Here is a 19,973-nt window from a genome sequence, read left to right as displayed (position 1 = left end):
TCTGGCAGGTTCGGCGCATGAGGATATCGATTTGAAGCCGGCCCCCTTCGCCTGGCATGCGCCGGAGGACCTGGCCGCCGCATTGGCGCTGAAGGCCCAGCATGGCGGGGAGGCGCAATTCCTGGCCGGCGGGCAGTCCCTGGTGCCGGCGATGAATTTTCGCGTGGCGCAGCCGGCGGTTCTGGTGGACCTGAACCGTGTCGCGGCGCTGGATTCGCTGGCCTTCGACGCGGAGGGCACGCTGCGGGTCGGCGCCATGTGCCGCTATCGGCGGATCGAGCGCGATGCCGAGGTGGCGCGCCGCCTGCCGCTGCTGGTGGAGGCGCTGGCCGAGGTGGCGCATCCGCAGATCCGCAACCGCGGCACCCTGGCCGGCAATCTGTGCCACGCCGACCCGGCGAGCGAGATGCCCGCGGTGATGCTGGCGCTGGAGGCGCGTTTTCGCCTGTGCCGGCACGATGGGGAACGGGTGCTGCCCGCGCGGGACTTCTTCCTCGGCCCCCTCGCCACAGCCTTGGCCGAGGAGGAGATGCTTGCGGAAATCCAGATCCCCGCTTTGCCCCCCGGCACCGGCACGGGCTTTCTGGAAGTGGCGCGCCGGCGGGGCGACTATGCGATGATGGGCGTGGCGGCCGTGCTGCGGCGCGGGCCGGAGGGGCGCTGCGTGGCGGCGCGGCTGGCGCTGTGCAGCGCGGGGCCGACGCCGATGCTGGCGGAGCGCGCGGCGGCCAGCCTGGTCGGCACGCGGCTCACCGCGGAGGATTTCGCGGCCGCCGCGGCGCTGGCGGTGGCGGAGATCGACCCGATGGGCAGCGTGCAGGCCTCGCCCGCCTATCAGCGGCACCTGGCCGGCGTGCTGGTACCGCGCGCCCTGGCCCTGGCAGCGGAGCGCGCGGCATGAAGTTCACCATCCGGGTGAATGGCGTGGAGCACACGCGCGAGGTGGAGCCGCGCCTGCTGCTCAGCGACTTCCTGCGGCACGAGATCGGCCTGACCGGCACGCATGTCGGCTGCGAGCACGGCGTCTGCGGCGCCTGCACCATTCTGTGGGACGGTGCGCCGGTGCGGTCCTGCCTCGCCTTCGCGGTGCAGGCCGAGGGGCATGAGATCCGCACGGTGGAAGGCCTGGCCCCCGGCCCCGGCCAGCTCAACCCGCTGCAACAGGCCTTTCGGGACGCGCATGGCCTGCAATGCGGCTACTGCACGCCCGGCATCCTGATGACCATGACAGCCTTCCTGGAAGAAAACCCGAAGCCGGATGAGGCGCAGGTGCGGGAGGCGCTGTCCGGCAACCTGTGCCGCTGCACGGGCTACCAGCACATCGTCGACGCCGTCTTGTTGGCAAGCCAGGCATGAACAGTTTCGGTCGCCCGCTGACCCGCAACGAGGATCCGCGCCTGCTGCGTGGGGAGGCGCTGTTCGTCGACGATGTGGAGCTGCCCGGGCTGCTGCACGTCGCCTTCTTCCGCAGCCCGCATGCGCATGCGCATCTGCTGTCGCTGGATGTCTCGGCCGCGCGCGCCCGCGCGGGCGTTGTGGCGGTGATCACGGCGGCCGATCTCGGCGATTACTGGCAGCCCGGCCCGCTGCTGGTGCCGCCGCCGCCCGTGCCGGGGATGATCTTCAACCAGCGCTGCCAGGTGCCGCTGGTGCGCGACACGGCGCGACATGTGGGCGAGCCCGTCGCCATGGTGGTGGCCGAAAGCCGCTATATCGCCGAGGACGCCGTCGCCGAAATCCTGGCCGAATGGGAAACGCTGCCGGCGGTGGGCGACCTTGAGGCTGCGCTCGCGCCCGGTGCCGCGCTGGTCCACGCCGATCTCGGGACCAATGTGGCGGCGGAGGTGCATCAGGCGCGCGGTGACTACGCGGCGGCGGCGCGGGCTGCGCATCTCGTCCTGAAGCGCCGCTTCACCTATGACCGCGGCGCCTCCATCCCCATGGAGACTCGCGGCGTGGTCGCGCAATGGGACCCGCGCGCGGATCGGCTGACGGTCTGGGACACGACGCAGGCGCCCGTCGTCATCCGCAACGGGCTGGCCGGCATGCTCGGCCTGAGCGAGCGGCAGGTGCGCGTCGTCGCGCCCAATATCGGCGGCGGCTTCGGGCCGAAGATGATGATGTTCTACCCGGAGGAGGTTCTGATCCCCTGGGCCGCCATGCGGCTTTGCCGCCCCGTGAAATGGATCGAGGACCGGCTGGAGCATTTCTTCGCCACCACCCACGAACGCAGCCAGATCCACGACGCCGAGATCGCGCTGGATGCGCAGGGAAAGATCCTCGGCGTGAGGGACGTGTTCCTGCACGATACCGGCGCCTATGACCCATATGGGCTGACGGTGCCGCTGAACAGCCAATGCACGCTGCTCGGCTGCTATGTGGTGCCGGCCTATGACAGCCGCTTCACCGCCGTCTTCACCAACCGCACCTTGGTCACGCCCTATCGCGGCGCCGGACGGCAGCACGGCGTCTTCGTGATGGAAAGGCTGCTGGACCTTGCGGCGCGGGAGCTGGGGCTGGACCGCGCGGAGATCCGCCGCCGCAATTTCATCCCGACCGATGCCTTTCCCTTCGACCAGGGCGTGATCTACCAGGATTTTTCGCGCCTCAGCTACGACAGCGGCAACTACGAGCCGATCCTCGACAAGGCGCTGGCCGCCATCGGCTACGCGGATTTCGTGCAGCGCGTGCAACCAGAGGCACGCGCGGCCGGGCGCAGCCTCGGTCTCGGCCTGGTCTGCTATGTCGAGGGAACGGGCATCGGCCCCTATGAGGGTGCAAAGGTGCAGGTGCAGAGCAGTGGCAAGATCAGCCTGGCCACCGGCATCGGCAGCCAGGGCCAGGGCCACGCCACGGCCTTCGCGCAGGTGGTGGCCGAGCAGCTCGGCGTCGATCTGCGCGACGTGGAGGTGACCACCGGCGATACCGACCAGTTCTATTGGGGCGTCGGCACCTTTGCGAGCCGCGGCGCCGTCGTGGCCGGCAGCGCCGCGCATGAGGCGGCGAAGGTGGTGCGCCAGAAAGTGCTGCGCACGGCGGCGGCGCATTTCGAATGTGCGGAGGAGGACTTGGTCCTCGCCGACGGCAAGGTGCATGTCGCCGGCGTGCCGGACCATGCCATCACGCTCGGCAGGCTGGCGGGCCTGGCCAATCCCATGCGCGGCGCCGTAACGCCCGGCACAGAGCCGGGGCTCGAAGCCACCAGCTATTTCGGCCCCGCCAGCGGCGCAACGGCGAGTGGCGTGCATGCGATGATCGTGGAATTCGATGCCGGCACGCTGCGCCCCACCATCCTCGACTATGTCGTGGTGCATGACTGCGGCACGGTGATCAATCCGCTGATCCTCGCCGGCCAGATCCATGGCGGCGTGGCGCAGGGCATCGGCAATGCCTTCTTCGAACAGCTCGCCTGGGACGAGAACGGGCAGCTGCTGAATGCCAGCCTCGCCGACTACCTGATCCCCACCGCGCTGGACGTGCCGCGCATGCGACTGGACCACACCGTGACACCCTCCCCGCTCAACCCACTCGGCGTGAAGGGCGCGGGCGAGGCCGGCGCCATCCCCGTCGGCGCGCTCTTCGCGCAGGCGATCGAGGATGCGCTGGACCTGCCGGCACGCGGCATCGAGATCCTCGAAATGCCACTGGGCCCGTCGCGGCTCTGGGAGATCACGCAGCGTGGCTGAACCCGTCATCGCCACCCGCGACCTGTCGCTGGTCTTCACCACGCGCGACGGGCCGGTGCAGGCGCTGTCGAACGTCAATCTGGACATCGCGCCGGGCGAGTTCATCTCGCTGATCGGCCCCTCCGGCTGTGGCAAGACCACGCTTCTGCGGGTCATCGCCGATCTGGAGCGCGCCACCGGCGGCAGCATCGCCGTGAATGGCCGGACGCCGGAGCAGGCTCGGCTGGCGCGGGACTATGGCTATGTCTTCCAGGCGCCGGCGCTGCTGCCCTGGCGGACCATCCTGGGCAATGTCCAGCTGCCGCTGGAGATCATGGGCATTTCGCGCGAGGAACGCGCCGCGCGAGCCAAGGCGCAGCTCGCCTTGGTCAATCTGGCAGGCTTCGAGCGCAAGTTTCCCTGGCAGCTCTCGGGCGGCATGCAGCAGCGCGCCTCCATCGCCCGCGCGTTGGCCTTCGAGCCCAAGCTGCTGCTGATGGACGAGCCCTTCGGTGCGCTGGACGAGATCGTGCGCGACCATCTGAACGAGCAGCTTCTGAAACTCTGGTCGGCGACACGGAAAACGGTGGTCTTCGTGACGCATTCGATTCCGGAAGCGGTCTTTCTCTCCACCCGCATCGTGGTGATGTCGCCGCGGCCGGGGCGCATCACGGATATCGTGGACTGCGACCTCGGCCCCGACCGGCCGCTGGAAATTCGGGAGACGCCGGAATTCCTGCGCATCGCGCAACGGGTGCGCGAAGGCCTTCGCGCCGGCCATTCCTACGATGTCTAGAAGCATCCTGCCCGTGCTGACCATCTGCGCCGGCCTTGTGCTGCTGTGGTACGGCGGCGCCATCTGGATGAACTGGCAGGTGGTGGCGGATACGCAGGCGCGCGCCGGTGCCACGCCGGGGCTGATGGAGATGGTGCGGCTGACGCTGAACCACGCCCGCCCCCTGCTGCCGGCGCCCCACCAGATCCTCGACGAGCTCTGGCGCAGCACGGCGACGCTGCCCGTCACTTCCCGCCGCAGCCTGGTGCATCACGCCTGGGTCACGCTTTCCGCCGCGCTGCTGGGCTTCGGCATGGGCACGGCCTTCGGCGTGCTGCTGGCCGTCGCGGTGGTGCATATCCGCGCGCTGGAACGCAGCCTGATGCCCTGGATCGTCGCCTCCCAGGCTGTGCCGGTGCTGGCGCTGGCGCCGATCGTCATCGTGGCACTCGGCGCGATGGGGCTGGAGGGGCTGCTGCCCAAGGCGATCATCGCCGCCTATCTGTGTTTCTTCCCGATCGCCATCGGCATGGTGAAGGGGCTGCGCGCGCCGGATGCCACGGCGCGGGACCTGATGCGCACCTGGTCCGCGACCCAGGCGCAGGTCTTCTGGAAGCTGCGCCTGCCCGCCTCCCTGCCCTTCCTGTTTGCCGGGTTGAAGGTCGCCATGGCCGCGGCGGTGGTGGGCGCCATCGTGGCGGAACTGCCAGCGGGAGCGCAGGCGGGGCTCGGCGCGCGGCTGCTGGCGGGATCCTATTTCGGCCAGACCATCCAGATCTGGGCGGCGCTGGTCGCCGCCGCGATCCTCTCCGCCACGCTGGTCGGCCTGCTGGGCGCGGCGGAGCGGCTGGTGGCGCGGCGCATGGGGGCCAGGGCATGACCGGCCTGCTCGCCTTGATCGTCACCGGTGGTTTCGCGGCGCTGATCGCGACCGTCCATGCCGGCGCCGGCGGCACGGGCTTCTGGATGGGCGTGGTCGCGACGACCCTGCTGGCCGCCTGGCTTGTGCAGCGCCTGGGCGATGCGCCGGATCGGGGCCTGCCCGCCCTTGCCGCGCCCGTTGCCTTCGGCGCCACGGTGCTCGCGCTGTGGGAAGTGCTGGTGCTCGGCCTTTCCGTGCCCATGGTGCTGCTGCCGGCGCCCTCGGCCATCGCCGCGCGGGCCTGGCTGGCTGCGCCGATGCTCTGGGGCGATTTCGCGCAAACCTTCCTGAAGGCCGTGCTCTCCGGCTACGTCATCGGCTGCGGCGCGGGTTTCGCGCTGGCCCTGGTGGCGGACCGTCTGCCCTTCCTGCGGCGGGGCCTGCTGCCGCTGGGCAACCTGGTGGCGGCGCTGCCCGTCGTCGGCATCGCGCCGATCCTGGTGATGTGGTTCGGCTTCGACTGGCAGTCGAAGGCCGCGGTCGTGGTCGCCATGACCTTCTTCCCGATGCTGGTGAACACCGTGGCGGGCCTCGCCGCGGCCGGCGCGCTGGAGCGCGACCTGATGCGCAGCTACGCCGCCAGCCCCGGCCAGACGCTGTGGCTGCTGAAGCTGCCGTCCGCGCTGCCCTTCATCTTCACCGCGCTGAAGGTCAATGCGCCGCTGGCGCTGATCGGCGCCATCGTCGCCGAATTCTTCGGCAGCCCGACCCAGGGCATGGGCTTTCGGATCACCACCGAAGCCGCGAAGCTCGCCCTCGACCTCGTCTGGGCGGAAATCGTTGTCGCGGCGGTCGCGGGTTCGGCATTCTACGGGCTGGTCGCGCTGGCCGAGCGCGCCGCCACCTTCTGGCACCCCTCGGTCCGCCCATGAAAAGCAGGAGAGACGATATGCGACGGAGCATTCTGAGCGGTCTGGTGGGAATCGGCCTGCTGGCCGGTGCCGCGGCGGCGCAGGCGCAGGAACGTGTGACGCTACAATTGAAGTGGGTCACCCAGGCGCAGTTCGCCGGCTACTACGTGGCCCAGGCGCGCGGCATGTACCGCGCCGCCAATCTGGATGTGCGGATCAATGCCGGCGGGCCGGACATCGCGCCGCCGCAGGTGATGGCGGGCGGCCGCGCCGATGTGGTGGTGGAGTGGATGCCGGCGGCACTCGCCAGCCGCGAGCGTGGCGTGCCGCTGGTCAATATCGCGCAGCCCTTCAAGCAGTCCGGCCTGATGCTGACCTGCCGCGCCGAGACCGGCATCCGCACGCCGGCGGATCTGCGCGGCCGGACGCTGGGCGTCTGGTTCTCCGGCAATGAATACCCCTTCCTCGCCTGGATGGCGCGGTTGAACCTGCCGACCAATGGCACCCCGCAGGGCGTGCGCGTGCTGCGCCAGGGCTTCAACGTGGACCCGCTGCTGCAACGCCAGGCGGATTGCGTTTCCACCATGACCTACAACGAATACTGGCAGGTGATCGATGGCGGCTTCCGTCCCGACCAACTGACGGTCTTCCGCTATGCCGACCAGGGCGTCGCGACGCTGGAGGATGGGCTCTATGTGCTGGAAAACCGCCTGGCCGATCCCGCCTTCGTCGCCCGCATGGGCCGCTTTGTCCGTGCCTCCATGCAGGGCTGGGACTGGGCGCGGCAGAACCCGGATGCGGCGGCGGCCATCGTGCTGGATAACGACACCTCCGGCGCGCAGACGGAAGCGCATCAGCGCCGCATGATGGCGGAGATCGCCAAGCTGCTGGACACCAGCGGCGGCGGCCGCCTGGACCCGGCGGATTATGAGCGCACGGTGCAGACGCTGCTGTCCTCCGGCGGCGAATCGCCGGTGATCACCCGCGCGCCGACCGGCGCCTGGACCCATGCGGTGGTCGACGCGGCGCGCTGAACCGGATCAGACGGCGCGGGCGAAGACGCAAACGAGGCCGCCACCCGGCGGCCCCTGATGCTCCGCCCCGCCGCTGACGAAGACCTGCCCGTGGCCGGCGACGCTGGACACGATGGCGCCCAGCGCGCCACGCAGATGGCGCTGCGCATCGAGGTCCGTATCGCCGAGCATGGTGTGCCGGGCGCCGCGGATCGCGCCGGATTTCTCCGGCTCCCCCTTCGCCAGCACGCCGAGCACGCGCGCCCGGTCTGCAGCGGGGACGGAAGGTGTGGCGGCCAGGCCCGCGGCACGGAAGGCGGCGACCACGCCCTCCAGGTCCAGCAGATCCGCCATCGGCGCCACGCCCGCCGTCAGCCCCGGATTCCAGCCCTCGGCATGGCCGAAGACCACCACCTCATTCGCCGTCACCTCGATGCCGGAGGAGATGCTGGCGCGGCTGGAGAATTTCGCCAGGTCGCGCAGCAGATCGTCCTCCGTGCCTCCGACGATATCGCCCAGCGCGCGGCCGACGCCGAAGGCTGCGGCGGCGCGGGACAGGGCCATCAGCAGGCGCGGGTCGGTGCTGCGCGCTTCCGGCCCCGGCGCCTGGGCGCAGGGCGCCTTGACCTGCACCAGCACCACATCCTCGGCGCGGGTGATCCCGGCCTCCGCCAAGGCCTCGCGCACGGCCTGCGCCACGCTGGCGATCTGCGCCTCCCGCCCGATCTCGGCGGCGGGCGTGGGCGCGCTGAAGGCGGTGCCGAGCGCCAGGCCGCGCGGGCCGCTGGCCGTGCGATCCACCGCGAAGACGAGGTAGTGCGGCGAAAGCGCGCCCTCCGTCCCGCCCGACAGCACGCAGGGGATGCGTGCGGCCAGCGCGGCCGGGTCCTCGCCGGTCGTGCGTGACAGCAGCAGCATCAGCGACTGGGTGAAGTAGCCGCGCGTGAAATCGTTCAGCCCGCCATTGCCCTCGGTCTTGCCGATCACCGCGCGGATGTCGCCGGCGCGAACCTCGCCGCGATCGATCAGCGTAGCGAGGGCGGAAAGGTCGCCCGGATGGGCCATGGGCAGGCGGTGGATGGCGAGGCTGGGCATGGCCGGAGCATAATGGATCTGGCGCAGCGATTGCACGGGGTTGCGCGGCTTATGGGGCAGGACTTCATGCGGATCGGCATCATCGGCACCGGCGTCGCGGGCAGCCTGCTGGCGGAGGGGCTGGAAGGCTTCGACATCACGGCCTTCGAGCGTGTGGGGCCGGGCGACCAGGCGGAGGCCGGGACGGGGCTGAACATCGGCCCGAACGCGTTGAAGGCACTGCGGCTGCACATGCCGCTGCGCCATGCCGCCCTGCGCGCCGCCTCATTGCCCTGGGAGCGCTGGTTCGTGGATCTCACGAACGGCACGCGGCTCTTGGACCTCGACATGCGCGATGTGGCGGAGGAGCCCGGCGTACGAATCCGCTGGTCCGAGCTCTACCGCCTGCTGCGCGCCCCCGTGGCAGACTGCACGCGCAACGGGCATGCGCTGGAGGCGTTGGAGGAAGACGCGGCCGGCCGCCTGGTGCCGGTTTTCAGCACGGATCAGGGCCTTGTGCGCCATGGCGGCTTCGACCTGCTGGTCGGCGCCGATGGCCGCTACAGCCGGCTGCGCGCGCTGGCGGCGGGCGAGCCGCCGACCACCCTGCTCGGCGTCTGCATCTGGCGGCTGCTGGTGACGGATGCGGCGGACTGCCCCTATGACGATTACGGCCAGTGGTTCAACGGCAATGCCCGCCTGCTGTCCTTCCGCGTGCCGGGCGGTGCCGTCTATATCGCCGGCACTTTTCCCCTGCCGGCCGATGGCCAGGTGCCGGAGGCGATGAAGACCGCCGCGGCGCAGCGCGCGCTGTTCACGCCGCCTAACGGCGCGCCCTGCGCGGCGGTGGCCTGGATGCTCGGCCAGATCGACCGGCATGTGGCACAGATCCATTGGGCACGCTCCGCCATCGTGCCGGTGCGGCGCCATGCGCTGGATGGCCGGGCGCTGTTTCTCGGCGATGCGGCGCAGGCCATGGTGCCGACGCTGGGCCAGGGCGCGACCCAGGCGGTGGAATGCGGCGTGGTCGCAGCGAAGGTCCTGCGCGCCGGCGGCGATGCGGCGGCGGTCGCCGCGGCGCGGGATGCGCGGGTGGAATTCGTGCGGCAGTTCTCGATGGAGGCCTCGGACACGCTGATCCCGCCCAATGACGTGGTGGCGGGCACGCGCAAGAAGGCCGAGGCGCCCTTCCTCGACCGCCTGCGCCAACTCTACATCGAGGTGGACTGACCCCTACCGCCCGGACCAGTGCACGAAGCGCTTCTCCAGCAGGATGAACAGCAGGTTCAGCGCATAGCCCAGCGCGCCGGCCACGAAGATCACGCCATACATCAGCCCGCTCTCGAACAGCATCTGCGCATTGATGACGCGATGGCCGAGGCCGTCGGTTGAGCCGATGAACATCTCCGCCACCACCACGATGACCAGCGCGAGCGAGATGCCGCTGCGCATGCCGACCAGGATCTGCGGCAGCGCCTCCCAGATCAGCACATCCACCAGGATGCGTGGTCCGGAGGCGCCCATGATGCGCGCGGCGAGAACGCGCGTGCGGCGCGCATTGATCACGCCATAGGCCGCGTTGAACAGGATCACCAGCGCGGCGCCAAAGGCCGCGACCGCGACCTTCGTGCCCTCCCCCGGCCCGAACAGGATCAGGAACAGCGGGAACAAGGCGGAGGCCGGGGTGGAGCGGAAGAAGTCCACCACGAATTCGACGCCGCGATACAGCTTCTCCTGCGCCCCCAGCGCCACGCCCAGCGGCACGCCGATGGCACTGGCGATGAGGAAGGCGAGGCCCGTGCGCTGCACGGTGCGCCAGGTGTCATGCGCCAGCGTGCCGTCCGCAAAGCCACGCCAGGTTTCCGCGAAGGCCTCCGCCGGTGGCGGCAGCAGGATGGGGTCGGCCACCCGCAGCAGCACGGCCAGCTGCCACAGCAGCACGAAGCCCAGCGCGCCCAGCGCCGGCCCGGTCAGGGCCCTCATGCCGCCACCGCCTTCTGGAACACGTCGAGGCAGCGCGCCTTCAGCGCGACGAAGCCCGGCGAGGCCAGCGCCTCGGCCTGCCGCGGCCAGGGCAGGTCGATCGGCACGTCATCCGCCACCGTGGTCGGCCGCCGCGTCAGCATCAGCAGGCGGTCCGCCAGGATGATGGATTCCTCCAGGTCGTGCGAGACCAGGATGGTGGTGATGCCAAGCTCCTTCAGCACGCGCTGCAGCAGGTCGCGCAGCGAGAGCGTGGTTTCGAAATCCAGCGCGGAGAAGGGCTCGTCCAGGAACAGCACTTCCGGCTCCACCGCCAGCGCCCGCATGATGGAGACCAGCTGCTGCTGGCCACCGGACAATTCGTAGGGGTAGCGGTTCAGGTCGAAGCGCACCCGAAAACGCTCGGCCAGGCCTTGCAGGCGCTGTTCCACCTGCGCCGCCGGCAGCCCCATGCGGCGCATGGGGTAGCGGATATTCTCGGCCGCGCGACGCCAGGGAAACAGCGCCTCCCGGTAGTTCTGGAAGACATAGCCGACGCGGATTTCTGACACTTCGCGCCCGTCATACAGGATCTCACCGCCATCGCGCGGCAGCAGCCCGGCAGCCATGTTGATCAGCGTCGACTTGCCGCAGCCATTCGGCCCGAAGATGGCGAGGATATCACCCCGCCTCACATCCAGGTCGAAGCCCGAATAGACGGGCTGCCCGCCAAAGGCCTTGCGCAGGCCGCGGATGGTAATGGCGGTCTCGCGCGGGGTCAGGCTCAAAGGGCGCGCAGGAAGCTGCCGACGGGGATCGCGCTGCGCACCACGCCCTGCGCCACGGCCAGGTCGACGAATTTCTGGAAGTCCGCGATGTCCTGCGGCGAAAGGTCGCGCACCATGCGGAAGGCGACCAGCGGGACGGTGGGCGCCAGCTCGGCGGAGGTCTGCATGTGCTGCACCAGCAGCGGCCGCACGCTGGCGGCGTCGCTGGTGATCAGCGCGCAGGCCTTGGACCAGGCATTGGCGAAGCGGCGCGCCACATCCGGCTTTTCCTGCAGGAATTTGCCCGTCAAAGCGGCACCGGCGGCGAAGGCCTGCGCCTCCGGCCGGCCGAGCAGGTGGGTGGCGATCACGCCGGCCTCCAGCCGCCGCGCCGCGCCGGCGCGCTCCGCGATCGTCGCGACAGGCTCCAGCGTATAGGCCGCATCGAAGGTGCCAGCTGCCAAGGCGCCGACATGCACGCCCATCTGCTGTTCCTGGATCGAATAGTCGCGCCCTTCCTGCAGCCCCACCGCCGCCAGCACCGCCTTTGCCGCGGAGAGGTTGGCGGGGCCGGGCGCGGAGAGGATGCGCGCGCCCTTCAGGTCGCGCAGCGACTGCGCCGGATAGCCCGGGCGCACCACGAACTGCTCCATCTGATACTGGGCATTCTGGCCGTTCAGGGAGATATAGACTGCCGTATTGGCGCGCCGGCTGTTGATATTGGCGCCTTCCAGCGTCACCAGGTTCGAGGCCGCCTCGACATCGCCGGCGACCATGGCCTGCACGATCAGCGGCGCCGCCTGCAGCGGCGTGGCGCTGGCCTCGATTCCCTCCGCCGCGAAGAAGCCGCGCTCCGCCGCCACGTAATAGGGCAGCGCGGAGGAAACGTTGAAGACAGCGACCCGCACGCGATCCGCGGCCTGGGCGCGGGCGACGAATGGCGTGGCGAGGGCGGCGAGCAGCAGCGGGCGGCGGCGCATCATGGCGATCTCCTCAGGCAAGGTTTGGATAGGTGGCGGGATCGTGGAAGCTGGCGCCGGCGACGTAGCGGCGATGCGCGGACGGATCCGGCGGCGGACCCTGTTCCGCAGTACCGTCGAAGGTCAGTTCCAGCTGCACGCCGGAGGGATCGTGCACGAAGAGCTGCCAGAGGCTGGTCCCCGGCACGAGGAATTCGCGCCAGTCCAGCCCGGCCGCGCGGAAGCGCGCGATGAAGGCGTGGTAGCCGTGGCAGGACAGCGAGATATGGTCGATCGCCCCGGTGCCGACCGGCGTCCGCCCTTCCGGCCCCAGCGCGGGACCGCCGGCATAGACATGCAGGATGGCAGCACCCCCGGGCAGGGGCTCGGCGAGCCAGGCGCCGGGATAGCCGAAATCGGGCCGTGCCACCGGTCGCAGGCCGATGATGCGCGTGTAGAATGCGTTCGTGGCGGCCAGGTCATTCGTCTTCACCGCCACATGGAACAGACCGGCGGTGATCGCCGCGCCATCCGCTGGGTCCGTCATCGCGCCTTCCATCTGCAGGGCCGCCAAAGCGCAGCGCGGGCTTGGCCAGCAACCCGCGTGCCAGCGCCCCCCGCCCCGCTTGCGCGGCCGAAGCGGCGGAGATCTGCCCAAGGACAAGGCCGCGCCTGACCAGAGGCGGGGCATTGCGCCCCAGCCAGGCGCCCGGATTGTACCCCTGCACCGCCTGCCGCCGCCTTGGCCCGGAAGATGCAAAGCCGCGCCACGGCGCCAGGCCCGGGATGGGCGAGGATGGTGCAGCGCGAAGGGCCCTTCTCGCCCGAGGGAAAGATTCACGATTGGCGCGGCCAGCCGGCTTCGCCATCATCGCAGTTCCGTGACAGGGTCCATCGCCTATGCCCCAGGACATGCTGCCCCAGCCGAATCACCCGCCGCTGGATGCTGCGGGCATGCTGCGGGCATGCGGCGGGCTGCAGCTTGCGGCGAGACGAGGCGCAGCAGCCGGCGCATGGTGCTGTAGCGCGCGGGGCATCATCCACAACCAACGGGGGTTCGGGACATCATGACCACATTCGGCAAGTTCGGTCGCGCCACGCTCGGCGCCGTCCTGGGCGCCACGCTGCTGGCAGGCACGGCCGCGGCGCAGGGGCCGCAGATCAACCTGCAGGCCGTGACGCAGCCCAATCCGCAGCAGCCGCAGTATACGCGCGTGGACCAGCCGCTGCTGCGCGACGCGCTGCAGGCCCGCAGCAATGGCCGCATCCGCGTCACCCTCGCCTCCTGGCCTGAGCGCAATGTGAACGGGCCGGAGATCATCCGCCTGACGCGCTCCGGCCAGGTCGAGATCGGCGCGGCGCCGCTGAACACGGTGGCGGGCGACGTGCCGCTGCTGGACATGGCGGACCTGGCCGGCCTGAACCCCACCATCCAGCAGGCACGCCAAATCGGCGAAGCGCTGCTGCCCGAGATGAACCGCGGGCTGGAGCGTTTCGGCGTGCGGCTGCTGGCCGTTGCCCCTTACCCCGCGCAGGTGCTGTTCTGCCGCGAGAAGGCGGAGAGCCTGGCCGCGCTGCGCGGGCGGCGGATCCGCACCGGCGGCGGCAGCATCAACGACTTCGTCAGCGCCATCGGCGGCCAGGCCGTCGGCATCGGCTTCCCCGAGGTCTATGCCTCGCTGGAACGCGGCGTGGTGGATTGCGCCATCACCGGCACCGGATCGGGCAATGCGGCGCGGTGGTATGAGGTGACGACGCATATGTATGCGCTGCCAGTCGCCTGGTCGACCTACGGCTATTTCGTGAACCTTGCCTGGTGGAACCGCATCGACGCCCCGGCGCGGGAGCTGATCACCCAGGTGATGGCGGAAGTGGCCGATGCGCAGTGGAAGCTGGGCGACGAGGCCTCCGAGGACGGCATCGCCTGCAATATCGGCCAGCGCGCCGGCTGCAGCATCGGCCGGCTGGTGGAAAACCGCCCGATGACCGTGACGCGCCCGACGCCGGAGGATCTGGTGACGCTGCGCGGCGTGCTGACCAATACCGTGCTGCCCGCCTTCGTGCGGCGCTGCGGTGCGGCCTGCGGCGAGACCTACAACCGCATCGTCGCGCCGATCTCCGGCGTCCGCTACACGGCGCAATAGGCCATGCTGCACGCAGCCACCCGCTTGCGTCGCGCCATCGGCGCGCTGTCCTCGCTGATGGGTCTCGTTGCCGGCTGGGGTTTCGTGCTCTGCGCCTTCTTCATCGCCTTCGAGGTGCTGGCGCGGTCGCTCTTCCGCTTCAGCACCCAGTCCACCACGGAGATCACCGGCTATATGCTGGCCTTCGGCCTCTCCTGGGGGCTCGGCCATGCGCTGAACACGCGCAGCCATGTGCGCATCGACATGCTGGTGAACCGCCTGCCGCAGAAGCTGCGCATCTGGCTGCATCTGCTCTCGCTGCTGCTGCTCGGTATCCTGATGGCCTTCGTGGCCAAGGGCGCCTGGGACCTGGTGGATGAATCGCTGCTGTTCGGCGCCACCGATATCAGCCTGCTGCGCACGCCGCTGGCGATCCCGCAGGGGCTCTGGGCCTTCGGCATGATCGTCTTCCTGCTGCTGATCGCGGCCATGCTGGTGGAGAACCTGCTGCTGGCCATCGCCGGGGAGGCCGGGCAGCTGGAGCGCAACCTCTCCTCCCGCGGCTATGTGGAAGAGGCGCAGGAGGCGCTGGACGCGCTGGCCGAGGCGGAGGCGCGGCGATGATCGCGGTCGTCTTCCTCTTCCTCCTGCTGGCGATCTTCTTCACCCTTTCCATGTTCGGCATCGGCAGCGGGCCGGAGATTCCCTGGACCGGCGTGCTGCTGCTGCTGGGCGTCTTCGTCACCTTCTTCGCGGCCGGCATCTATGTGGGCGCGGCGCTCGGCGTGCTCGGGCTGTTGGCGGGCTTCGCCTTTTCCGACCGGCCCTTCTGGACCTTCCTCGGCCAGACCGCCTGGGGCCCCTCCTCCTCCTTCGTGCTGGTGGCGGTGCCGCTGTTCCTGCTGATGGGCGAGATCCTGCTGAGGGCCGGCCTGTCGGAGCGGCTGTACAGGTCGCTGAACCTCTGGATGGACCGTCTGCCGGGCGGGCTGCTGCACACGAATATCGTGGCGTCGGGCGTCTTCTCCGCCATCTCCGGCTCCTCCGTCGCCACGGCGGCGACCATGGGCTCGGTTGCCATGCCCTTCTTCCAGGGCAAGGGCTACGATCCGAAGATGGTGATGGGCTCGCTGGCTGCGGGTGGCGCGCTGGGCAACCTGATCCCGCCCGGCATCACCTTCATCATCTATGCGCTGATCACCGAAACCTCGGTCGGCGCGCTGTACCTGGCCGCCGTGGGGCCCAGCATCCTGGTGATGCTGGCCTTCATCGCCGTCATCCTGGTCAACCGGAAGGGCGCGCCGCCGCCGAGTGCGCGGATTCCGCTGGGCGTGAAGCTGCGCGGGCTGGTGGGCCTGGTTCCGACCATCCTGCTGATCCTCATCGTGCTCGGCACCATCTATGCCGGCCTGGCGACGCCGACCGAATCGGCGGCGCTGGGCGTCGTCGCCGCCATCGGCATCGCGATCGTGGAGCGCCGCTTCTCCTTCCGCATGCTGCATGCCTGCGCCGAGGCGACGGCGCGCAATACGGCGATGATCGGCCTGATCCTGCTGGGCGCCTATGTGCTGAACTACATCATCACGCTGCTCGGCATCCCGCAGATGGCGGCGCAGCTGGTGGGCGGGCTGCCGCTGCCGGCCTGGATGATCATGGCGCTGATCATCGGCTTCTACCTGGCGCTCGGCACCTTCATGGAGGGCTTCTCCATGATCATCACCACCATCCCCGTGATCTTCCCGGTGGTGGTGGCGCTGGGCTACGACCCGATCTGGTTTGGCGTCGTCGTCACCATGCTGGTGGAGATCGCCCTCATCAGCCCGCCCGATGGCACTGTGCTCTATGTGCTGCAGGGACTGCGCAAGGATGGGCGCGGCATCGGCGATGTCTTCGTCGGCGTGCTGCCCTTCGTCGGCGTCTACATCGCCGCCATCGCCCTGCTGATGGTGCTGCCCGACATCGCCCTGTGGCTGCCGCGCGTGGCGGGACCGTGATGCTGACCTTCGACCGGATCTCCGAGTCCGGTATGGACCGGATCGGCGTCACCCCGGACCAACTCATCATCGCCGGCTGGACCGGGCGCGACGAGGCGGCGGTGCAGCATCATATCGAGGAACTGGCGGCCATCGGCGTGCCGCCCCCCTCCTCCGTGCCCGTCTACTACCGCGCGGCGGCGGCCAACCTGACCCAGGCGAAGCGGCTGGAGGTGCTGGGGCCGGATAGTTCGGGCGAGGTCGAGCCGGTGCTGGTCTCGCTGGCCGATGGCCTCTGGCTCGGCCTGGGCTCGGACCATACCGACCGCAAGGCGGAGGCCGCGGGCATCGCACTGTCCAAGCAGCTCTGCGGCAAGCCCATCGGCCAGGGCCTCTGGCGGTTCGCGGAGGTGGAGGGCCATTGGGATGCGCTGGTGCTGCGCGCCTGGGCCACAATCGGCGGGCAGGAGGTGCTGTACCAGGACGGCACCCTGGCCGCGCTGCGCCACCCGCGCGACCTGCTGGCGCGCCGCCCCGGCGGCCCTGCCCTGCCGCCCGGCAGCCTGATGTTCTGCGGCACGCTGGGCGCCATCGGCGGTATCCGTCCTGCCAGCCGCTTCACCATGGAACTGCACGACCCCGTCCGCGGACGCAGCCTGCGGCATGCCTATGAGGTGGTGGAGCTGCCCGTCATCAGCTGATGCAGCCGCCGGTTGTCCGGACAAGGCCAAGCGGCTAGCCTTCCCCCAAGGACGGAGGGGATGGACCATGCAATCAGCACGGAGGCCGTGGCACTGACCCGCGCCGCATCCCGGCCGGATACGCCGCGGCCGCCCCTTTATGCCCAAATCGAGGGCCAGCTGCGGGAGGCGATCGCGGAAGGCCGCTACGCCATCGGCACGCTGCTGCCGACGGAGGCCGAGCTCTGCGAAAGCCTGCAGGTCTCCCGCCACACGATCCGGGAGGCGCTGCGCCGGCTGGTCGAGGCCGGGCTGGTCGAGCGGCGGCAAGGCGCCGGCACCATGGTGGTGGCGCGGGAGGCGCCGAGCGGCACGGTGCAGTCGCTGCGCAGCATCGAATCCCTGTTCCAATACGCCGCCGATACGCGGCTGGAGATCCGCGACCGCCGCATGGCGCCGCTGACCTCGGAGGATGCGGCCGCCATCCCCGCGCAGCCGGGCGAAACCTGGCTGCAGCTGGAAGGCCTGCGGATCGGCCAGGATGGCAACCCGATCGCGACCGCCGAGATCCTGATCCATCCGCGCTTCGCCTCCATCAGCAGTGCCCTGTCGGAGCGTGGCGCGATCTATGCGCTGATCGAAAGCCGCTTCGGGGTGGAGGTGGCGGAGGTGGTGCAGGAGATCACCGCCGCCGCCCTGCCCGCCCGCGTGGCGGAGGCGCTGGGCCGCAAGCGGCGCGAGGTCGGCATGCGCTTCGTGCGCCGCTACCTGGGCACGGATGGCGCGACCCTGCTGCTGTCCCGCAGCTGGCATCCGGCGGAACGCTTCACCTATGCGATGCGCCTGCGGCGTGGCGAGGGCTGAGCACCCTTTACGCGCGGCGCGGCTTCGGTAGGATTTGTCCGGACAACATCAGGTAGCCCCATGCCGCAAGCCCTCTGGCCCCAGGATGCCCGCCTCGCTCTGTCCGTCGTCGTCAATGTCGAGGAAGGCGCCGAGATGTCGGTGCGGGACGGCGACAAGGGGCCGGAGCCGGTGGATGAGCTCGGCGTCGCGCTGAAGATCCCCATCCGCAACTATGCCAATGAATCCAACTACCTCTACGGCATCCGGGCAGGCTGGCCGCGGGTGGCGGCGCAGCTCGCCAAGCATGAGGTGAAGGCCACCTTCACCGCGGCGGCGCAGGCGCTGGAACGCGCGCCGGAGATCGGCCAGGCGATCGCCGCCGGCGGGCACGAGGCCTGCAGCCATGGCTGGCGCTGGGTGCACCAGTTCTCCTTTGACGAGGCGCGGGAACGCGATTTCGTGCGCAAGGCGGTGGAGAGCATCCGCCAGACCGCGGGACATCGGCCGCTCGGATGGCTTTCCCGGTATCTGCATTCGCCGCGGCTGCGCACGACGCTGGCGGAGGAAGGCTTCCTCTATCACATGGACGACTTCTCCGACGATGTGCCGCGCTGGGATGTGGTGGAGACGCAGGATGGGCCGCGCGCCATCGTCATCGTCCCGTATGCGCTGGACAGCAACGACATGAAGTTCTGGCTGGCGCCCGGCTATACGCCGCAGCAATGGCTGGACTACGCCATCGAGACTTTCGAGGTGCTGCTGGAGGAAGGCGCGAGCGCGCCGCGCATGATGTCGCTCGGCGTGCATTTGCGCATCATCGGCCGGCCCGGCCGCATCGGCGCTTTTGGCCGCTTCCTGCAGCATGCCCGCAGCAAGCCGGGCGTCTGGTTCGCGACGCGCGCCGAGATCGCCCGTGCCTTTGCCGCACACACCCCAGCCCCGGCGGAGCCCGCAGCGCGATGACCCAGGACCTGGCCGAAGCCTTCGCCCGCCACGCCGTCAGCACGCGCCGCGCGGACTTGCCGCCCGCGGCGATCGCTGCGGCAAAGACCTTCCTGCTGGATACGCTGGGCGTGGCGATTGCCGGCAGCAGCGGCGCCAATGTGCAGACGGTGCTGGACCTCGCCGCGCAATGGGGACCGGGGGAGGAGGCGACGGCCTGGCTCGGCGGACGGCGCATGTCCGCGGGCTCGGCGGCCATCGTCAACGCCTATCTGATCCACTGCCTGGAATTCGACTGCGTGCATGAGCGCGCGGTGGTCCACCCGATGGCGACGCTGCTCTCCGCGCTTTTCGCCTGGTGCGAACGGGAGGCGGCGCGCGGCCGGCCTGTCTCCGGCGACCGCTTCCTGGCCGCCATGGCGGTGGGGGTGGATACGGCCGGGCTGCTCGGCGTCGCCACCGATTCCGCGCTGCGCTTCTTCCGCCCGGCGACGGCGGGCGGCTTCGGCGCCACGGCGGCGATCGCCAATCTTGCCGGCTTCGACATCGCAACCACGCGCAGCGCCTTCGGCCATATGTATGGCCAGACCAGCGGCAATCTGCAGGCGCATCTCGAGGGCTCGCCGCTGCTGGGCCTGCAGATCGGCTTCAATGCGCGGGGCGCCATCGCGGCGACGGATCTTGCGGCCGCCGGCATGCAGGGGCCCCTCGACGTCTTCACCGGCCGCTACGGCTATTTTTCCCTCATAGAACAGGACGTGCATCCCGAACGGGTCACGTCGGTGCTCGGGCGGGAATGGCAGATCGAAAAGCTGTCCCACAAGCCCTTCCCCTCCGGCCGGCTGACGCATGGCGTGGTGCATGGGTTGCGCGACCTGATGATGCAGCACGGCTTTGCGGCGGATCAGGTGGCGGAGGTGGTGTGCCGGGCGCCTCCGCTGGTGCTGCGCCTGGTCGGGCGGCCGAACGTGCCAGACCCTGCCTCGAACTATGCCAAGCTCTGCCTGCCCTTCGTCGCCGCCGTCTTCCTCGCCAAGGGGCGCTGCGACGTGCCGGACTTTCGGGGCGAGGCGCTGCGCGACCCGGAGGTGCATCGCTACGCCGCCCTGGTGCGGCTGGAGCCCGATGGCAATACGGACGAGAACACACTGGACCCGCAGGTGGTGGAGGTGCGTCTCACCTCTGGCCAGACGCTGTCCATCACCCTGCCGCGCATCTACGGCCACCCCGCCGTGCCGCTTTCCGCCGCGGACAACGAGGAAAAATTCTTCCGCTGCTGCCGCCACGCCGTGCCGCCGGTTCCGGAGGCCCGCGCCGTGGTGCTGCGCGACCTGGTTACGGGGATCGAGCAGCTGGGAAATGTCGCCGATCTGGTTGCGGCGGTCGCCGGGAAAGCTTGACGCGGAGCGGTTCCGGCCGAT

General features: G+C 70.0%; 20 protein-coding genes. 15 read left to right on the top strand and 5 right to left on the bottom strand.

Annotated features, from left to right (window positions below; all coding sequences use genetic code 11):
- The first annotated feature begins 31 nt into the window (after positions 1–31).
- Genes J3S20_RS17370 through J3S20_RS17340 form a run of 7 tightly spaced genes read left to right on the top strand, consistent with a single transcriptional unit; the run spans position 32 to position 7,247 of the window.
- On the top strand, positions 32–901 hold the full coding sequence (locus J3S20_RS17370) for an FAD binding domain-containing protein (protein ID WP_216837779.1): 870 nt from the start codon (positions 32–34) through the stop codon (positions 899–901).
- Complete coding sequence (locus J3S20_RS17365) at positions 898–1,356, top strand: (2Fe-2S)-binding protein (RefSeq protein WP_216837778.1); 459 nt, start codon at positions 898–900, stop codon at positions 1,354–1,356. The genes J3S20_RS17370 and J3S20_RS17365 overlap by 4 nt, the downstream gene beginning before the upstream one ends.
- Complete coding sequence (locus tag J3S20_RS17360) at positions 1,353–3,686, top strand: xanthine dehydrogenase family protein molybdopterin-binding subunit (RefSeq protein ID WP_216837777.1); 2,334 nt, start codon at positions 1,353–1,355, stop codon at positions 3,684–3,686. The genes J3S20_RS17365 and J3S20_RS17360 overlap by 4 nt, the downstream gene beginning before the upstream one ends.
- Positions 3,679–4,461: an ABC transporter ATP-binding protein gene (locus J3S20_RS17355; protein WP_343215243.1), complete on the top strand. Its 783-nt coding sequence runs from the start codon at positions 3,679–3,681 to the stop codon at positions 4,459–4,461. The genes J3S20_RS17360 and J3S20_RS17355 overlap by 8 nt, the downstream gene beginning before the upstream one ends.
- Entirely contained in the window at positions 4,454–5,320 is an 867-nt protein-coding gene (locus J3S20_RS17350; protein WP_216837775.1) for an ABC transporter permease, read from the top strand. Before J3S20_RS17355 ends, J3S20_RS17350 begins: the two co-directional genes overlap by 8 nt.
- Positions 5,317–6,234 (top strand): ABC transporter permease, encoded by a 918-nt coding sequence (locus J3S20_RS17345; protein ID WP_216837774.1) that lies wholly within the window; start codon positions 5,317–5,319, stop codon positions 6,232–6,234. The genes J3S20_RS17350 and J3S20_RS17345 overlap by 4 nt, the downstream gene beginning before the upstream one ends.
- Before the next feature lie 17 nt (positions 6,235–6,251).
- Positions 6,252–7,247, top strand: coding sequence for an ABC transporter substrate-binding protein (locus J3S20_RS17340; RefSeq protein WP_216837773.1), 996 nt, complete (start codon positions 6,252–6,254; stop codon positions 7,245–7,247).
- A 6-nt stretch (positions 7,248–7,253) separates the two neighbouring features.
- Here the strand turns inward: J3S20_RS17340 and atzD are convergent, their stop codons facing one another.
- On the bottom strand, positions 7,254–8,321 hold the full coding sequence (atzD, locus tag J3S20_RS17335; protein ID WP_216837772.1) for a cyanuric acid amidohydrolase: 1,068 nt from the start codon (positions 8,319–8,321) through the stop codon (positions 7,254–7,256).
- 66 nt (positions 8,322–8,387) lie between these two features.
- Here atzD and J3S20_RS17330 point away from each other — a divergent pair, with 66 nt between their 5' ends.
- Positions 8,388–9,530: an FAD-dependent oxidoreductase gene (locus tag J3S20_RS17330; protein WP_216837771.1), complete on the top strand. Its 1,143-nt coding sequence runs from the start codon at positions 8,388–8,390 to the stop codon at positions 9,528–9,530.
- 3 nt (positions 9,531–9,533) lie between these two features.
- Here the strand turns inward: J3S20_RS17330 and J3S20_RS17325 are convergent, their stop codons facing one another.
- From J3S20_RS17325 to J3S20_RS17310, 4 genes are read right to left on the bottom strand one after another with little or no spacing between them, the layout of a single operon-like run.
- Positions 9,534–10,283 (bottom strand): ABC transporter permease, encoded by a 750-nt coding sequence (locus J3S20_RS17325; RefSeq protein WP_216837770.1) that lies wholly within the window; start codon positions 10,281–10,283, stop codon positions 9,534–9,536.
- Positions 10,280–11,050: an ABC transporter ATP-binding protein gene (locus tag J3S20_RS17320; protein ID WP_216837769.1), complete on the bottom strand. Its 771-nt coding sequence runs from the start codon at positions 11,048–11,050 to the stop codon at positions 10,280–10,282. Before J3S20_RS17320 ends, J3S20_RS17325 begins: the two co-directional genes overlap by 4 nt.
- Positions 11,047–12,012 (bottom strand): ABC transporter substrate-binding protein, encoded by a 966-nt coding sequence (locus J3S20_RS17315; protein ID WP_216837768.1) that lies wholly within the window; start codon positions 12,010–12,012, stop codon positions 11,047–11,049. Before J3S20_RS17315 ends, J3S20_RS17320 begins: the two co-directional genes overlap by 4 nt.
- Before the next feature lie 10 nt (positions 12,013–12,022).
- Entirely contained in the window at positions 12,023–12,535 is a 513-nt protein-coding gene (locus J3S20_RS17310) for a VOC family protein (protein ID WP_216837767.1), read from the bottom strand.
- 520 nt (positions 12,536–13,055) lie between these two features.
- Here J3S20_RS17310 and dctP point away from each other — a divergent pair.
- From dctP to J3S20_RS17275, 7 genes are read left to right on the top strand one after another with little or no spacing between them, the layout of a single operon-like run.
- Positions 13,056–14,132 (top strand): TRAP transporter substrate-binding protein DctP, encoded by a 1,077-nt coding sequence (gene dctP / locus J3S20_RS17305; protein WP_216837766.1) that lies wholly within the window; start codon positions 13,056–13,058, stop codon positions 14,130–14,132.
- A gap of 3 nt (positions 14,133–14,135) precedes the next feature.
- Positions 14,136–14,735, top strand: coding sequence for a TRAP transporter small permease subunit (locus tag J3S20_RS17300; RefSeq protein ID WP_216837765.1), 600 nt, complete (start codon positions 14,136–14,138; stop codon positions 14,733–14,735).
- Positions 14,732–16,105: a TRAP transporter large permease gene (locus J3S20_RS17295; protein WP_246602963.1), complete on the top strand. Its 1,374-nt coding sequence runs from the start codon at positions 14,732–14,734 to the stop codon at positions 16,103–16,105. Before J3S20_RS17300 ends, J3S20_RS17295 begins: the two co-directional genes overlap by 4 nt.
- On the top strand, positions 16,105–16,785 hold the full coding sequence (locus J3S20_RS17290; RefSeq protein WP_216837764.1) for a DUF2848 domain-containing protein: 681 nt from the start codon (positions 16,105–16,107) through the stop codon (positions 16,783–16,785). The genes J3S20_RS17295 and J3S20_RS17290 overlap by 1 nt, the downstream gene beginning before the upstream one ends.
- A 60-nt stretch (positions 16,786–16,845) precedes the next feature.
- On the top strand, positions 16,846–17,628 hold the full coding sequence (locus tag J3S20_RS17285) for a GntR family transcriptional regulator (RefSeq protein ID WP_216837763.1): 783 nt from the start codon (positions 16,846–16,848) through the stop codon (positions 17,626–17,628).
- Between the two features lie 60 nt (positions 17,629–17,688).
- Complete coding sequence (locus tag J3S20_RS17280; RefSeq protein ID WP_216837762.1) at positions 17,689–18,573, top strand: polysaccharide deacetylase family protein; 885 nt, start codon at positions 17,689–17,691, stop codon at positions 18,571–18,573.
- Positions 18,570–19,952: an MmgE/PrpD family protein gene (locus tag J3S20_RS17275; RefSeq protein WP_216837761.1), complete on the top strand. Its 1,383-nt coding sequence runs from the start codon at positions 18,570–18,572 to the stop codon at positions 19,950–19,952. The genes J3S20_RS17280 and J3S20_RS17275 overlap by 4 nt, the downstream gene beginning before the upstream one ends.
- Positions 19,953–19,973 lie beyond the last annotated feature (21 nt).

Source organism: Falsiroseomonas tokyonensis, from assembly GCF_019024325.1.
Taxonomy (GTDB): Bacteria; Pseudomonadota; Alphaproteobacteria; order Acetobacterales; family Acetobacteraceae; genus Falsiroseomonas; species Falsiroseomonas tokyonensis.
The sequence above is the reverse complement of the archived record's forward strand: the minus strand, read 5'-3'. Positions and strand labels throughout refer to the sequence as shown.

Excerpts from the sequence above, each read along its gene's own strand:
- J3S20_RS17360 (WP_216837777.1), top strand. The coding sequence starts at position 1,353 with ATGAACAGTTTCGGTCGCCCGCTGACCCGCAACGAGGATCCGCGCCTG.
- J3S20_RS17310 (WP_216837767.1), bottom strand. The coding sequence starts at position 12,535 with ATGACGGACCCAGCGGATGGCGCGGCGATCACCGCCGGTCTGTTCCAT.
- J3S20_RS17300 (WP_216837765.1), top strand. The coding sequence starts at position 14,136 with ATGCTGCACGCAGCCACCCGCTTGCGTCGCGCCATCGGCGCGCTGTCC.
- J3S20_RS17365 (WP_216837778.1), top strand. The coding sequence starts at position 898 with ATGAAGTTCACCATCCGGGTGAATGGCGTGGAGCACACGCGCGAGGTG.
- J3S20_RS17315 (WP_216837768.1), bottom strand. The coding sequence starts at position 12,012 with ATGATGCGCCGCCGCCCGCTGCTGCTCGCCGCCCTCGCCACGCCATTC.
- J3S20_RS17295 (WP_246602963.1), top strand. The coding sequence starts at position 14,732 with ATGATCGCGGTCGTCTTCCTCTTCCTCCTGCTGGCGATCTTCTTCACC.
- J3S20_RS17285 (WP_216837763.1), top strand. The coding sequence starts at position 16,846 with ATGGACCATGCAATCAGCACGGAGGCCGTGGCACTGACCCGCGCCGCA.
- J3S20_RS17330 (WP_216837771.1), top strand. The coding sequence starts at position 8,388 with ATGCGGATCGGCATCATCGGCACCGGCGTCGCGGGCAGCCTGCTGGCG.
- J3S20_RS17350 (WP_216837775.1), top strand. The coding sequence starts at position 4,454 with ATGTCTAGAAGCATCCTGCCCGTGCTGACCATCTGCGCCGGCCTTGTG.
- J3S20_RS17280 (WP_216837762.1), top strand. The coding sequence starts at position 17,689 with ATGCCGCAAGCCCTCTGGCCCCAGGATGCCCGCCTCGCTCTGTCCGTC.
- J3S20_RS17325 (WP_216837770.1), bottom strand. The coding sequence starts at position 10,283 with ATGAGGGCCCTGACCGGGCCGGCGCTGGGCGCGCTGGGCTTCGTGCTG.
- J3S20_RS17290 (WP_216837764.1), top strand. The coding sequence starts at position 16,105 with ATGCTGACCTTCGACCGGATCTCCGAGTCCGGTATGGACCGGATCGGC.
- J3S20_RS17340 (WP_216837773.1), top strand. The coding sequence starts at position 6,252 with ATGCGACGGAGCATTCTGAGCGGTCTGGTGGGAATCGGCCTGCTGGCC.
- atzD (WP_216837772.1), bottom strand. The coding sequence starts at position 8,321 with ATGCCCAGCCTCGCCATCCACCGCCTGCCCATGGCCCATCCGGGCGAC.
- dctP (WP_216837766.1), top strand. The coding sequence starts at position 13,056 with ATGACCACATTCGGCAAGTTCGGTCGCGCCACGCTCGGCGCCGTCCTG.
- J3S20_RS17345 (WP_216837774.1), top strand. The coding sequence starts at position 5,317 with ATGACCGGCCTGCTCGCCTTGATCGTCACCGGTGGTTTCGCGGCGCTG.
- J3S20_RS17275 (WP_216837761.1), top strand. The coding sequence starts at position 18,570 with ATGACCCAGGACCTGGCCGAAGCCTTCGCCCGCCACGCCGTCAGCACG.